Raw genomic sequence first — 14,276 nt, 5'->3', positions numbered from 1 at the left:
TGAATACACTTCCTTTTCTCTTTGATTTAAGAGAAGTATATCCCGTAAAGTTTAAAACAAGCTGAAAGAAAACAGCCGATTTTGTGAAAGAGTTGTGAAAAAGCAGGGTAATCGCTTACCCTGCCTTTGTGTGCTGCTAAAATCTCAGAACAGATCCAGCAGCTGATCGATCTCTTCTTTTTTCGTTGCCCAGCTTGTCGCAAAGCGTACTACGGTGTGGTTTTCATCGTATTTTTCCCAGAAACTGAACTTTACTTCTTTTTTGAGTTCTGCCATTTTCCGGTTTTCGAGAATGACAAATTGCTGATTGGTCGGTGAATCCAGATAGAAACGGCAGCCTTTTTCTGCCAGTCCTTTCTTTAAATAATCTGCCATTGCTATCGCATGTCTGCTGATCTCAAAGTACAGGTTATCTGTGAACAGTGTGTCAAACTGGATTCCGAGCAGTCTGCCTTTTGCAAGCAGTGCTCCCCGCTGTTTGATCAGCGTCAGGAAATGTTTCGGTGTTCTGTTGCCCGAAAATACGACGGCTTCTCCACACAGTGCTCCGACTTTTGTCCCGCCGATATAGAAAACATCGCAGTATTTTGCAATCATCGGAAGGGTTACATCGGTTTCTTCACTCATCAGACCATAGCCAAGTCTTGCTCCGTCGAGAAACAGTGGGATATTATAACTGCGGCACACGCTGCTGATCTCTTCCAGCTCCGCCTTTGTATACAAAGTACCGTACTCCGTAGGATGGGAAATATAAACCATCCCCGGAAATACCATATGTTCGTGGCTTTCGTCATCCCAGAATGTTTTCAGGCAGTTCTTCAGATCTTCTGCTTTCATTTTGCCTTCGTACTGCGGAACTGTGATCACTTTATGGCCGCTGTACTCAATGGCTCCCGCCTCATGGCAGGCTACATGGCCGGTCTGTGCTGCGACCACGCCCTCATAAGATTCCAGCATGGAGCTGATCACAACGGCATTTGTCTGCGTACCGCCCGTCAGGAAATAAACATCTGCCTGCGGACATTCGCACGCCTCCCGGATTTTCTGTTTTGCACTTTCACAGTATGGATCAGATCCGTATCCGGATACTTTCTCCAGATTTGTTTCCATAAATCTCTGAAGGATCTTTTCATGTGCTCCTTCAGAATAATCATTTTCAAATGATAACATATCTTTTTCTCCTGTCAGATTTTCAGTATCAATAGAAAGCTTTTTGCTCTACCACTATTCTACGATGACAGGAGATAAAGGTCAACCTATCATTCTTCTGTTTCAGACGCTCAGTTTCTTTTCCATGATCCATCCGCTGATAAAGTAGAAAATCACACTCAGTACCAGAGATACTGCGATTTCCAGAAACAGGGTCAGGTTCATATTGTCAAATGCCGGCACCAGGTTCAGCATCTGACTGAACAGCCAGGAAAGGATCAGAAACAGTGCAAATGCCGCGATCCCGCTTCCCTTTTTGCCTGCAAGCACGCTCGCCGAAAGAATCACTGCCATATCGGCGATCACAACAATACTGATCCAGCTAACCAGGGATGCAAAGACGGACAGGATCACTGCATCTGATGCTATCTTGATGTTCAGTCTTATATCCATAATCTGTCTTATGGTATCCATGAGTTCTTTTGCCCCGCCGATACAGAGCGTTGCCACAGTCAGGTCAAACACGGCAAGTACGATAAAAAATGCTCCTGCCATAAGGATTGAAATGCCATTTTCCAGGATTTTGGCACCTAAAATCTCATAACTGCTCTTTGGTGTCAGAAACAGCATATAACTTTGTTTGCTGTTCAGATCCCGATACAGTGTCATGATACCTTCCAGTCCAATGTAAAACACACCGAAAAATGCACACAAGATCAGGAACATCATACCTGTCCCCATCAGATTATATCCTTTAAAAAATACGCCCCCCAGAAATGCCAGTTCAAAAACTGCTGTAAGCACCAGCAGAATAAGCTTGGAAGATGCACTCTTCCGGAATTCATACTTCATTAATTTTAACATAGTTCCTCTCCCCCATGTCCGTAAATTTCACGATACAGATCAACAACAGATTTTTTTTCGCTGCTTCTCAGTTCCTCAACCATACACTGTCTGACCATTTTTCCTTCTTTCATAAAGATGGCCGCATCTGCCACTCGCTCCAGTTCATCTACCAGATGGCTGGAGATCACAAGTGTGACATCCGGATCAATGACTTCCAGAATACTTTTCATGATCTCATCCCTTGCCAGAAGATCAATGCCGTTTAATGGCTCATCCAGCAGATACAGTTTTGCATTTCTTGCCATTGTGACTGCGATCTTTAACTTTGCCATCATACCGGTGGAAAGTTTTTTGGTTTTCAGCTCTTCTGTCAGCTCCATTCTTTTGAGCATCTGATGATATTTTTCCATTGAAAAATCCTCAAAAAAGTCCTGATAATATCTGCCGACATCTGCAACCGTCATCCAGCTATAAAAATATGGCTCCGTGGACATATAGGCAATCTCTTTCTTGCTCTCTTTTCCGATGGCTTTGCCTTTATATAAAATCTCCCCTTTTCCAGGTTTGACAAGGCCTGCCACCATCTTCATCCAGGTAGTCTTGCCGCTTCCGTTCGGCCCGAGCATCGCATAGACAAGCCCTGTCTCCAGTTTTAACGATACATTTTCAACCGCTGCCTTACCGGCATAGTTTTTGGTTACTCCAATACTTTCCAGTACATTTTCCATATCATTCACCACTTTCTTCCTTTTTTTTCAGAATCCGGATCACATCCGTTTTGGTAAATCCAAGCTGCTGCATTCCTTCTAAAAATTCATGGATCAGCGTCCCCGCCATCTCTTCTTTCATATTTTTCACCTTCTCTGAATCTTCTGTCACAAAAGTTCCCATGCCACGTCTGGTAAAACAGACACCTTCCGTCTCAAGCTCTTTGTATACACGGCTGACCGTATTCGGATTGATGGTGTAAGACACCGCCAGTTCCCGTACGGAGGGAAGCTTTTCCCCAAGTTCCCGTTTCCCTGTGACAATATCACGTTTGATCAAATTAGCTACCTGCAGATAGATTGGCAGCGATGAATTGTATTCCATAAGCTCTTCCTTCTTTCTTGTATCACTGTCATAGCTATATAGTACACTAGTTTTCTGGTTTTGTCAATATAAAAACGAAAAGATAACATGCAAATTGTTTCTTACTACCACAATTTGGTTTCAGGCTTTTGCCCCTGCTATCATAAAAAAAGAAAAGACAGCATATTTTTCATGCCATCTTTTCTTTTGATCATTTACTGTAATTCTGTTTTTAACTTACCTGAAAATCCAAGAATCAGGAAATTGGCTGCAATCTCCGTATCCCGGAACAATACCACATTCTAGGATGCGTGCTGTATAAGCAGTACCGGTAAAAATACTGAAGCAGTTTCTGTTTTGCATATCTTCTATAATTCTGGTTTATTTTAGCACATTCTTGTGATGTAAACAAGAGTATGATGTTCTTTTGCTTCTTCCACCTGTTCCATACTCCAAACATCTCCAACCCATCCCATAGCTTCAACAAATCCTTACGAGCGTTTCCTCTTTCAGACTGATAACGATATCATAAAATACTCTCCGCTACGCACAATGCCCCATACCCCACAATCTCATTCGGATATCCCACAAGTGCTGTTAATCTCTGTGCACCTCTTTGAAGATATGCCCGGATTTTCTCTCCATAAAGAAACGGGTCATTTCCCTGTACGATGCCATACTGCATCATCAGTGCCGCTGACCCTGTCACAAACGGCGTGGCAAAAGAGGTTCCGGTCACACCTGTGTAGGAACCTCCCACAGCGGTTGTCACGATATCTACGCCAGGTGCCACGATATCCGGCTTTACTTGTGTGTTTCCTCTTGTGTAACCACGGCCGGAAAACGGAGCATATGTCATAAGGCGTGCATTGTAAGCTCCGACTGCAACCACATTCCTTGCCGTTGAAGGAATGGTCAGAGTCGTGTCAACCGTTGGCGAAAAAAAGTGCGTCAATGGATTTAAAAGAGCGGCAGACGGCATCCACAGATGATAATTTCCTTCCACGATCTTCTGCGGAATCAGACGGATCTTCCAGACGCCGTCATCGACATAAGAACCTTTTGGGATAAAATCAAAATAAATCTCCTGAGCGGTAGTGTAGGGCTTCGGCTCTCCGTAATAGATCAGAATCTCTGTATTCCCGGCCAGGATTCTCTGTGCTCCAAGACGCTCCTGAAGCGGTCCGAAGCTTTCACCATCCGGATGAATCAATATAATCTGAAACTGATCAACGTACGACTTCCAGAGCTGAATGTTCATCACCGGCTCCTGCTGCGAAATCCCGAATTCCAGGATTCTCTCTTCCTGCTGACCAAGCTTTCCTGAAATATGCCCGCCTGTGTTCCCTTCATTTCCGGTGCCCACACAGATCACATTCTTCCACATACCGGAAATCATGTCGATGTATGTTTCCAGAAGTGAAGTCCCGTCATGTGAGCCATATAGAGATAACTTTTATTGTTTTGCAGATTCGATCAAAGTAATATCTCCGTCCCTGCATATTACATTCAGCGTTGATGTGGCACCATCGACATTGTTTTCGTAAAGAGAGCTGTCTTCTTTGCGTTCCGATTTGCCCTGCGGCAGATTGTCTGTGATCACATCTCCATCTGTGGTTTTCAGGTGAATATTCATCTTTGCTGCATTGCCGTTTTCCATTTGTATGAAAACATCTCCGTCTGAATTGTTTATTTCCAGATTACCGCTGAAGCTGCTGTGATTTGTCTTCAGATCGCCATCGGCAAGTGTAATGACTCCATCTGCAAATTTTCCCTGATCCAGTATCATATCTCCATCCAAAAAGTTTGCTGTCATATTTTTGCATGAGAACTGTTCTGCAGTCAGATCTCCATCGGCAAGCTGAATCCTGGCTTCGGAAAACCGTGCATCCTGCGGTACATAGAGAATCACTGTATTGATTTCTTCCTGTTTCTGCGTCTCGGTATGATGCAGCAGATTTCCAAGATCATAACTTATATAATAACTTCCTTTTCCGCCGGAAGTTTCCTGAAGCGTAAGCTCACCATCTTTGTTTTCCCATGTCAGTGGATTTTCATTACCGCCTTTTTCCATTCGATATTCCATGTAATAGCAGTCATCACCTGATTTTCTGATATCCAGGTCAAAATTTTGAAAATCTACATTCAGTTTTGTAAAAGCATTTATCTGCTGCTTTTCCATAACCTCAAGATTTTTCCTTGCAGAATCTGTTCCACCGGATACATATACATGTCCGGAACTATCGTTGAAATCCTTTCCACCTGCAAAATATCCTGCTGTTGAAAGAACCATTCCCACCACACAGAGCGTTAGAGCTGTTATCATTGCTGTTTTTGCAGTCTTATTCATTCTTATGCACCTTCTTTCTTACAAGTCTGTTGACCAGACGTCCGGTCCCATTTGCACACCATTTGCAGATATATACAGTCAAAAGACCTGCGAGGATTCCAATTCCCGTCATCAGGAATCCACCTCCGACCATCATACAGGCTGCTGCAGCAGATTTCAGGATCAAAGAGCCCCCAACCCCGATGGTCACAATACCTCCGGCTATCGCCGCAATGCCGGTAATACCAATCGAAAAAATCACTGCCGCAACAGTGAGGATCACCGCACACAGCACTGCAAAAACAAATGCCAGAAGTGCCAGGCTGACCGGTGATGCACATAGAACCAGGAATACAAGAAGAATGATCTTGCCCGGAGAACGTCTCTTTCCTTTTAAGACCGGTGCTTTCTCTTCCACAATATCCTGATCCTTTTCTACGCTCTCCTGCAAAAGATTGAGAAACAGTTCTCTTGCTGCCTCTTTTGGTTCACCAAGTTCTCTCATAACCTGTTGTTCCTTCTCAGGACCTGCCTCTTCAAAATATTCCGAAAAGTACTCTATGGCATTGTCAAAATCTTCTTGCGGAAGCCGCTTCAGATATTTCTTCAGCTCTTCCATATATTCTTGTCTCGTCATTTTTTCACTCTCCCTTCCACAATATCATCTACAGTATTGCGATATTCCCGCCATTCTTTCCTCAGATATGCCAGCTGCCTGCGTCCCTCTTCCGTGATGGAATAATACTTTCGTTTCCGCCCCTGGAATTCCTCGGAATAAGTAGTCAGATATCCGCCCGTCTCCAGCTTTCTCAAAATAGGATATAGCGTCGATTCCTTGATCGCCGCAACCAGCTTCACCGTCTGGCTGATCTCATAACCGTAGGAATCCTGCTGTTCCACGACCGAAAGGATCAGACATTCCGTCAGAACAGCTGACACCGGATAATAGTACATATACTCACCCCTTTTGTATATATAAAATTTTTATATATAATTATTTTATATATATGTTACCATACTTTTACCATTTGTCAATAACTGTTTTTCAGGAATTTCTGTTTTTAAATCTCTGCCGTTTTTCCTGTACCCTTGCAAATAATTCTTTTGAAATGATCGCCTCGTGCATTCCTTCCACCACATAACGTTCTTCCATCGGAATGTTTCTGCATTTTTCAATTTTATAAGATATTTTCTCTGTTTTATGTTGAACCATTGCACCCGTATATACCTGATTTTTCAAAATGTTATAAATCGTTGGTGTATTCCATTTCTGCACCTGATTTTTTCCCTGACGGTTTACATAACTTAATTTCTGGATTTTTCTTTTATACTCGGTCGGCGGCAAAATCTGCTGTCTGTTCAACCGTTCTGCTATCTTTTGTACGGAAACGCCTTCCAGATAAAGAGTATAGATGTTACGCACTGTTTCCGCTGCTGCCTCATCAATCAGAAAGCGATGACGGTCAGCCGGGTCTTTTCGATAGCCATAAGGTGCAAAACCGGACATATATTTTCCCTGCTTTTTCTGCACCTGAAAGGCTCCTCTTATTTTTTTTGAAATATCTCTGCTGTACATATCGTTGAGCAGTGCCTTGAACTGTGCCAGCTCTTCGTTACTGTGACAGAGCGAATCCACGCCATCGAGAATCGCCACATAACGAATCCCCAGCGATGGAAACACCCGCTCGATATAATGGCCTGTCTCGATATGTTCACGTCCCAGTCTGGAAATATCTTTTGTGATCACGCCCTGGATCTCCCCCCTGTAAATATCTGCCATCATCTGCTGAAACTGTGGTCGATTCGAAAAATAAAGCCCGGAATATCCATCGTCCACATACATTCGGACGAGCTGCATATCCCCGGCTTTATCCACATATTCCAAAATCAGTTTTTTCTGATTTTCGATACTTTCACTTATTCTGTTTTCCCCGTCTTCTTTAGACAGACGGCAATATCCGGCCATACGATATAACATTCTGCGGTCCCCGAAAAACGATATTTCTACTATAAATATGATATCATGCCCAAAAGATGCCATGCAAATGGATCTGTACTCCGTGCAGTCACTTTTCTGCCCATCATAACGTTTTTTCGGTCAGATTTTTTGAAATAATCTCCCACAGTTTTTCGGCCTCTATCGGTTTTTCGATATAATCATTCATTCCTGCCTTCCGACATTCACTGCTGCTTTCTGCATTAGCCTGTGCAGTCATTGCCAGAATGGAAACGGTTTTTGCATCCGCACGCTCCATGCTGCGGATTTTTTCTGTCGCCTGAAGTCCGCCCATCACCGGCATCATGATATCCATCAGAATCATATCATAAGCATACGGCTCCGACTGTGCAAATTTCTCCACTGCCTCCTGTCCGTCCCACGCCGGATCAACCTCTATCCCGGCCTCTTCCAGATAAAACTGTGCGATTTCCATATTGATCTCATTATCTTCTACAAGCAGAATGTTCATACCGGAAAAATCTACATTTTCCTCTTTTTTCTCCGGACCCATCTGACCGGATACACTCGTATCAATCTGAAACGGCATCCGGAAAATAAACGTCGTTCCCTGATCTGGCTCGCTCTCAACCCGGATCGTTCCGTTCATTTTTTCAACCAGCCCTTTCACGATCGACATGCCAAGCCCGGTGCCTTTGTACTGTGTTCTGGCATCTGCTGATTTTTCCTGCGTAAATGGCTTGAAAAGCTCTTCTTTCACAAAGGCCGGACTCATACCAATCCCGGTATCCACAATCTTAAATTCATACATGGCTGTGGTTCCATCGTCTGAAATTTCTTCCGCATAAGTGTCTACACACCCGCCTGTCTTGTTGTATTTCACGGCATTACTGAACAGATTCAGCATGATCTGACGCAGGTGCAGCGGATTTCCGATCAGATGCGTATGGCGGATATTTTTACGATGTTTCTTATGTAAAATCCCGGTTTCTGTGATCTGGGCATCCATCACGCTTGCCACTTCATCCATCAACTCAACAAGATCAAATGCCTCCTCTGATTCTTCGACTTCTTCTGCCTGAATTTTGCTCATATCAAGCACATCATTGACAAGTGCCAAAAGATGACTGGTGGAAAGTTCAATTTTTCCCAGACATTCTTCTACTTTTTCCGGCTCTTTCTCACTTTTGCGGATGATATGCAGCATTCCCATAATACCGTTGATCGGTGTGCGGATATCATGACTCATGCGGTTCATAAATTCGGTCTTCGCCTTGCTCTCCGAATCAGCCGCCTCGAAAGCGGACTGCAAACGTTCTTTTTCTTCCTCTTCTTTTTCATGGAAAGCAGAGGTGTTTTTGAACAGAATAATACCACGGATCATCACACTTTCCTGTCCTGTTTTCTCATCAAATACCAGTTCCTGTGACATCAGAACCGTTTTCTGTAGCCACACCAGAACCTCTGCCACACCTTTTTCCCGGTATTCTACGGTCACCTGTTTGGTTCCTTCTCCAAAACGCTTCAGCAGCTTTTCCGATGAATCTACGATCCGGTAATTTTCCAGTGTCTCTTCTGTAACAAAGGCACTTCTCTTTTTGCAGTATTCCCCGTAAGAACACGGCGTTTCCTGATCCAGCTTAAATTCTTTTTCTTTTGAATGTTCAAAAAATTTTTCCAGCCGGTCATGTGTCAGGTCAACCATATAAACGGCCTGTGCTGTCTCCATCAGGGCATCCACATAATTGCCGTTTTCCAAAATGGACTGTTTCATCTGCTCATAATAACGCATCAGCTGTGACTTTTCATTGGTTTCTTCCGTTCTGCTGTCGCTGAACGTCTCAAATACCAGCAGAAAATGATGCAGTTTTCCCTCACCCGTGTCATTGCCAAACAATAAGGTCAGTCTGCCTCTTTTCACCTTGCCATTTTCCAGCTCTTTGCAGTACAGAATTTCCGTTTTCCGGTTTTCGCCTGTCAGTGTTTCACTGATATGTGCAAGCTGAAGTCCTGACCAGATCTGGCGTCTTGTCTCTTCTGTTGAAAATTCTTTCACGATCTGCTCCACCGCACCGGAATAATTGCCGTCCTGTGCCAGAAAAAATCCATCGCCGGAGCGGAGCACTTCGTACTGATCCAGCAGGGCATCGCAGTAAAGACAGTCCGAAAAATGGTACCCCTTCTTTCGGACCTCTTCCAGAAGCTTTCGCTTCATTTTCTGCTTTTCTGCAGCCTCCTGCATCTTGGCACGGTTTTTATCAATATACATGTTTTTATCTGCATGCCGGAACAAACTCCGCATCGTGGCATCCTTAAAATCACTCGACAGTGCATATCCCGCCGCATAGCTGATCGGCATTGCCGGATGAAGTCTGGAATATTTTTCCGTCTGCCTGCGTATCGCCTCCAGGCATTCTTCCACTTCTGTATGATTGACATCCGTCAGCACTGCAAGAAATTCATCCCCACCGTTACGTCCGGCAAAATACTGCTCCGGGACTGCAAGACGCATCTGCTGTGCAAAACTACGGATATATTCATCTCCCTTATCATGTCCGAGATTGTTGTTAATCGTCCTTAAATTGTTCAGATCAAACACACAGACCGCCGTCACATATTTCTCATCCAAAACCGTTTCGTCATTTAAAATCTCTTCGCATTTGTTTTTGTTTGGCAGTCCGGTTGCTTCATCCAGATAAACCTTTTTCTGTAAAATCCGGTTCTGGGCGGCATACCTCAGAGCCTTGAAAAGTTCGATGCCAAGAATCCCGATCAGAATCGCGATATCCGCCATAACAATCTTTTCCAGAATGTTCAGGGCAGATGCTTTTCTCTGCGAATAAGCCTCCGCCAGTCCGGTCGCTTCGTCACAGATCTGGAAAAACTGTTCACTTTTGGCGATGATTTCGCTATTTTCATAGCCTTTTTCACGTACCAGATAAATCTCCTGCTCAAGAGACTGAAAATAGTCATCCAGTTCCTCCATTTTGCTCTGAAAAGCATAGTCATCGAGACGAACCAGATTCAGCGAATCACTTCCGTTTCTCAGCCCGTCAATAAACGCTGCCACATCATCTATCATCGCATCTTCTTCCTGACCTGCATCTTCCATTTTAATGATACGCTGCGTCTTTCCACGTACCAGCCCTGCATAGTTGACCACGCGTGCTGTTCCCTGAATTTTCCCTACCATGGACATCGTGGCAAAAAACAGAATGATCAGGACAACAGTGGATATCATCATCAGTACTCGCAACACATAAGTCTGCTTTTTGTCTTTATTTTTATCCATTTTTCTCCTATGCCCCCGCAATCTTGCCCAGTATCTGTGCTGCTTTTTCAATATTTGTCAGATCCACCGAAGAATAATTGATCACGTACGTGTTTTCAAAATTCCCATCTCTTTCACCATCAAAATAGTGGGACAGCGGTGCCAGTTTGATGCCTTTTCCCTTTGCTTCCGTTACGATCTCTTCCTCGCTTTTTTCTGTACGGATCTGCATCAGAAAATGTACCCCAGCCCCTTCTTCCCGGATGGTGACATATTTTCCAAGCGGCTCTTTCTGAAATACTTGCAGAATCGCATCTCTCTTTGTCTGATAGTAGTTCCTGAGCCGGTTGATATGCTTTTCAAAACTGCCGTTTTCCATGAATTTTGCCAATGTATACTGTTCAAAATTGGAAACAGTACAGGAATAGAACGAAAGTTTCTGATAAAAGATCTCCGTCAGCGTCAGCGGCAGCACCATATAGCTGATACGCACGGTTGATGCCAGCGTTTTCGTAAACGTATTCATATAGATAACACGATCTGACACATCAATACTCTGCAGCGTCGGAAATGGTTTCCCGGTCAGCCGCAGTTCGCTGTCATAATCATCTTCAATGATATAGTGATCCGGCGATTTGGCCGCCCAGCCAAGCAATTCGTAACGCCTGCTGACCGGCATCACGATCCCGGTTGGGAAATGATGCGACGGTGATGTGTGAATGACATCCACTCTTTTTTCTTCCAGTTCCCGGATGGATACACCATCCTGATCCAGCGTAACTTTGGCATATTCTACCTTCATATTTTCATAAATCCTGGCAATTTTATGATAGCCCGGATTCTCTACTCCATAGATCCGGTGATTTCCAAGAAGCTGTATCAGAAGTCCATGCAGATATTCTGTCCCGGCTCCGATGATGATCTGTTCCGGCTCGACCTGCATGGCACGGAACTCCTTTAAATACCGGGCAATCGCCTGTCGCAGCTCCAGGATCCCCCCGCAGGGCGGATTGATCATCAGCTGCTTCTGATTGTCATTTAAAACTTCCCGCACCGTCTTTGACCAGATGGTAAACGGAAAGATCTCGCTGTCCGTCTGATTGCTGGAAAAATCTGCAAAATAAGAAGTCGCTCCCCCTGTCAGCGTCAGCTGTTCCTTTCTGACCTTCTTCTTTTCCATGGTCGCACTGCTCAGATCTGAGACATAAAATCCCCGCTTTGGCATGGAATAAATATAACCTTCTGCTAATAATTGTCCATAGGCATTTTCCACTGTGATCACGCTTATGCCCAGATTTTTTGCAAAAGTACGCTTTGACGGCAGCTTCTCCCCTGCCTTAATCTTCCCTTGTGTTATGTCGTTTCGAATGCATTTATATAAATATTCATACATCGAATCTGACCCTGTATTTGTAAAACTGTATGTCAGCATCTGATTATTTTCTCCAATCTGACCTTACTGAATATATCTATTTTGGCAATTTTATAATAGTCACTTTTCCATTATAATTCGAAACCAGTAAAAAGTAAAGATTGCAAAAAACAAAGCAGGAGGTTTAAACATGAATACAACAAATGAAAGATATAAATTGAACAAAGAACTGGCACAGATGTTAAAAGGCGGCGTTATCATGGACGTCACCACACCAGAACAGGCAAAGATTGCCGAAGCTGCAGGTGCATGTGCAGTCATGGCTCTGGAGCGTATCCCGGCTGATATCCGTGCAGCGGGCGGCGTCTCCCGTATGAGCGACCCGAAAATGATCCAGGGCATCCAGAATGCTGTTTCTATCCCGGTTATGGCAAAATGCCGTATCGGACATTTCGTGGAGGCTCAGGTTCTCGAAGCGATCGAAATCGACTACATTGATGAGAGTGAAGTACTCTCCCCTGCCGATGATGTTTATCATATCAACAAACGCAACTTCCGTGTTCCGTTTGTCTGTGGTGCAAAAGACCTCGGAGAAGCTTTAAGACGTATCAACGAAGGTGCTTCCATGATCCGTACCAAAGGGGAACCGGGAACCGGGGATATCGTGCAGGCCGTACGCCACATGAGAAAAATGAACAGTGAAATCGCAAAGCTGACCAGTATGCGTGAAGATGAACTGTTTGAAGCTGCAAAAACACTGCAGGTTCCTTATGAACTGGTTGCCTATGTACATGACAACGGCAGACTTCCGGTTGTAAACTTCGCAGCCGGCGGTGTCGCTACTCCTGCTGATGCTGCTCTGATGATGCAGCTCGGTGCGGAAGGTGTCTTTGTAGGTTCCGGTATCTTCAAATCCGGAAATCCAGAAAAGAGAGCAGCTGCGATCGTAAAAGCTGTTACTAATTATACTGATGCAAAACTGATCGCCAAACTTTCCGAAGACCTCGGGGAAGCTATGGTCGGCATCAATGAACAGGAAATCGCCTTATTGATGGCAGAAAGAGGAAAATAATGACCGTTGCAGTTTTGGCACTTCAGGGTGCTTTCGCAGAACATGAAAATGTATTGAAACGTCTCGGTGTCGACTGTATCGAGCTTCGCCAGGCAAAAGACCTGGAAACACCTTATGACGGCATCATTCTTCCCGGCGGCGAGAGCACCGTCCAGGGAAAGCTTTTAAAAGAACTGGGCATGTTTGATACGATAAAAGAACAGATAGAAAACGGCATGCCGGTCCTTGCAACCTGTGCCGGGCTGATTTTGCTTGCCTCAGAGGTGGAAGGCCAGGAAGGATGTCACTTTGGAACAATCCCGATGTGCGTTCGCCGCAATGCCTATGGCAGACAGCTTGGAAGCTTCCATACCGTCGCTGAAGTAAAAGGCGTTGGAGAAGTCCCGATGACCTTCATCCGTGCACCATATGTCGCAGAGACAGGAGATGGCGTGGAAGTCCTTGCCACGGTCGATGGGAAAATTGTCGGTGTGCAGTATAAAAATCAAATGGCATTTGCATTTCACCCGGAACTGGATAACGATACCAGGATTCATGAGAAGTTTGCAGCGATGGTTCGAGACAAATAAAAAATTTACGGAGGTTTGTATAAATGTGCAAATGAACGAATTCCCCGAAGGCACGCTCTCGCTACCTCACATTGGCAGCGGTACGTAAGCAACCAAAATACGGTTGCTAAGTACCGGCCATGTTCGAGTACCTTCTCTGGAATTGTTCATTTTGCACATTGCTAAAAGCTCCTGGCTTGCCGGGGGGTGCTTAAGCGGAACAGTCCTTTCAGGCCAAATTACAAAACACGAAAAAACAGAGATACTGTAACGGTAGTAAATTTCCGTCACGGTGCCTCTGCTTTTTTACTATCTTGATGCGGAACGTTTTGATTCTAAAAACTTTCTGCGTGCACCAGCGTGGCAAAAGGCTGTTTCCTGCCAGCGTGTAAAATATGATATGAAGTGTTTTTAAAAACTATGGCCGTTCAAAAACGTACAGCAATGTGCAAAATGAACAATTCCCAAGAAGGCACTTTTACGTGCCCTTCGGGGAATTCGTTCATTTGCACATGCAATACTATTCTTTTGCAAACACTATTTTAAAATGTGCGGCATTTCAGTTCTTTACACCTGCCGGGAAACCAACGGTCAATTTTTATTTTCGAGGGTGTAAAAATTCTTGTGTCTATGGAAAGTAAATCTTTATGATAAGAAATAG

General features: G+C 44.3%; 13 protein-coding genes. 2 read left to right on the top strand and 11 right to left on the bottom strand.

Annotation, left to right across the window (positions count from 1 at the left end; all coding sequences use genetic code 11):
* Positions 1 to 144: 144 nt before the first annotated feature.
* The 11 genes from ACLTL4_RS02070 to ACLTL4_RS02020 form a co-directional block, all read right to left on the bottom strand.
* Complete coding sequence (locus ACLTL4_RS02070; RefSeq protein ID WP_412290359.1) at positions 145 to 1,170, bottom strand: threonine aldolase family protein; 1,026 nt, start codon at positions 1,168 to 1,170, stop codon at positions 145 to 147.
* 102 nt (positions 1,171 to 1,272) lie between these two features.
* Entirely contained in the window at positions 1,273 to 2,013 is a 741-nt protein-coding gene (locus ACLTL4_RS02065) for a hypothetical protein (protein WP_412290360.1), read from the bottom strand.
* Positions 2,007 to 2,723 (bottom strand): ABC transporter ATP-binding protein, encoded by a 717-nt coding sequence (locus ACLTL4_RS02060; RefSeq protein WP_215660941.1) that lies wholly within the window; start codon positions 2,721 to 2,723, stop codon positions 2,007 to 2,009. Before ACLTL4_RS02060 ends, ACLTL4_RS02065 begins: the two co-directional genes overlap by 7 nt.
* Before the next feature lies 1 nt (position 2,724).
* The gene (locus tag ACLTL4_RS02055; RefSeq protein WP_022118455.1) at positions 2,725 to 3,087 is read right to left on the bottom strand and encodes a GntR family transcriptional regulator; all 363 of its coding nucleotides are present in this window, start codon (positions 3,085 to 3,087) and stop codon (positions 2,725 to 2,727) included.
* A 505-nt stretch (positions 3,088 to 3,592) separates the two neighbouring features.
* Complete coding sequence (locus ACLTL4_RS02050) at positions 3,593 to 4,465, bottom strand: S8 family serine peptidase (protein ID WP_022118457.1); 873 nt, start codon at positions 4,463 to 4,465, stop codon at positions 3,593 to 3,595.
* A gap of 57 nt (positions 4,466 to 4,522) precedes the next feature.
* Complete coding sequence (locus ACLTL4_RS02045; RefSeq protein WP_022118458.1) at positions 4,523 to 5,416, bottom strand: DUF4097 family beta strand repeat-containing protein; 894 nt, start codon at positions 5,414 to 5,416, stop codon at positions 4,523 to 4,525.
* The gene (locus ACLTL4_RS02040) at positions 5,409 to 6,032 is read right to left on the bottom strand and encodes a DUF1700 domain-containing protein (protein WP_412290362.1); all 624 of its coding nucleotides are present in this window, start codon (positions 6,030 to 6,032) and stop codon (positions 5,409 to 5,411) included. The genes ACLTL4_RS02045 and ACLTL4_RS02040 overlap by 8 nt, the downstream gene beginning before the upstream one ends.
* Positions 6,029 to 6,349, bottom strand: a complete 321-nt coding sequence (locus ACLTL4_RS02035; RefSeq protein ID WP_022118460.1) for a PadR family transcriptional regulator — start codon at positions 6,347 to 6,349, stop codon at positions 6,029 to 6,031. Before ACLTL4_RS02035 ends, ACLTL4_RS02040 begins: the two co-directional genes overlap by 4 nt.
* Before the next feature lie 91 nt (positions 6,350 to 6,440).
* Positions 6,441 to 7,373 carry a recombinase family protein gene (locus ACLTL4_RS02030; protein ID WP_412290364.1) on the bottom strand — a complete coding sequence of 311 codons (933 nt, stop codon included), beginning with the start codon at positions 7,371 to 7,373 and terminating at the stop codon, positions 6,441 to 6,443.
* A gap of 103 nt (positions 7,374 to 7,476) precedes the next feature.
* Positions 7,477 to 10,644 (bottom strand): ATP-binding protein, encoded by a 3,168-nt coding sequence (locus ACLTL4_RS02025; RefSeq protein WP_412290365.1) that lies wholly within the window; start codon positions 10,642 to 10,644, stop codon positions 7,477 to 7,479.
* Between the two features lie 7 nt (positions 10,645 to 10,651).
* Positions 10,652 to 12,016, bottom strand: a complete 1,365-nt coding sequence (locus ACLTL4_RS02020; RefSeq protein ID WP_412290367.1) for a PLP-dependent aminotransferase family protein — start codon at positions 12,014 to 12,016, stop codon at positions 10,652 to 10,654.
* Between the two features lie 169 nt (positions 12,017 to 12,185).
* Here ACLTL4_RS02020 and pdxS point away from each other — a divergent pair, with 169 nt between their 5' ends.
* Entirely contained in the window at positions 12,186 to 13,067 is an 882-nt protein-coding gene (pdxS, locus tag ACLTL4_RS02015; RefSeq protein ID WP_022118464.1) for a pyridoxal 5'-phosphate synthase lyase subunit PdxS, read from the top strand.
* On the top strand, positions 13,067 to 13,636 hold the full coding sequence (pdxT, locus tag ACLTL4_RS02010; RefSeq protein WP_173867026.1) for a pyridoxal 5'-phosphate synthase glutaminase subunit PdxT: 570 nt from the start codon (positions 13,067 to 13,069) through the stop codon (positions 13,634 to 13,636). Before pdxS ends, pdxT begins: the two co-directional genes overlap by 1 nt.
* The last annotated feature ends 640 nt before the right edge of the window (positions 13,637 to 14,276 follow it).

It is taken from the genome of Hominisplanchenecus sp. (assembly GCF_046967715.1).
GTDB lineage: Bacteria > Bacillota > Clostridia > Lachnospirales > Lachnospiraceae > Hominisplanchenecus > Hominisplanchenecus faecis.
This window is presented reverse-complemented; position numbering and strand designations above follow the sequence as displayed.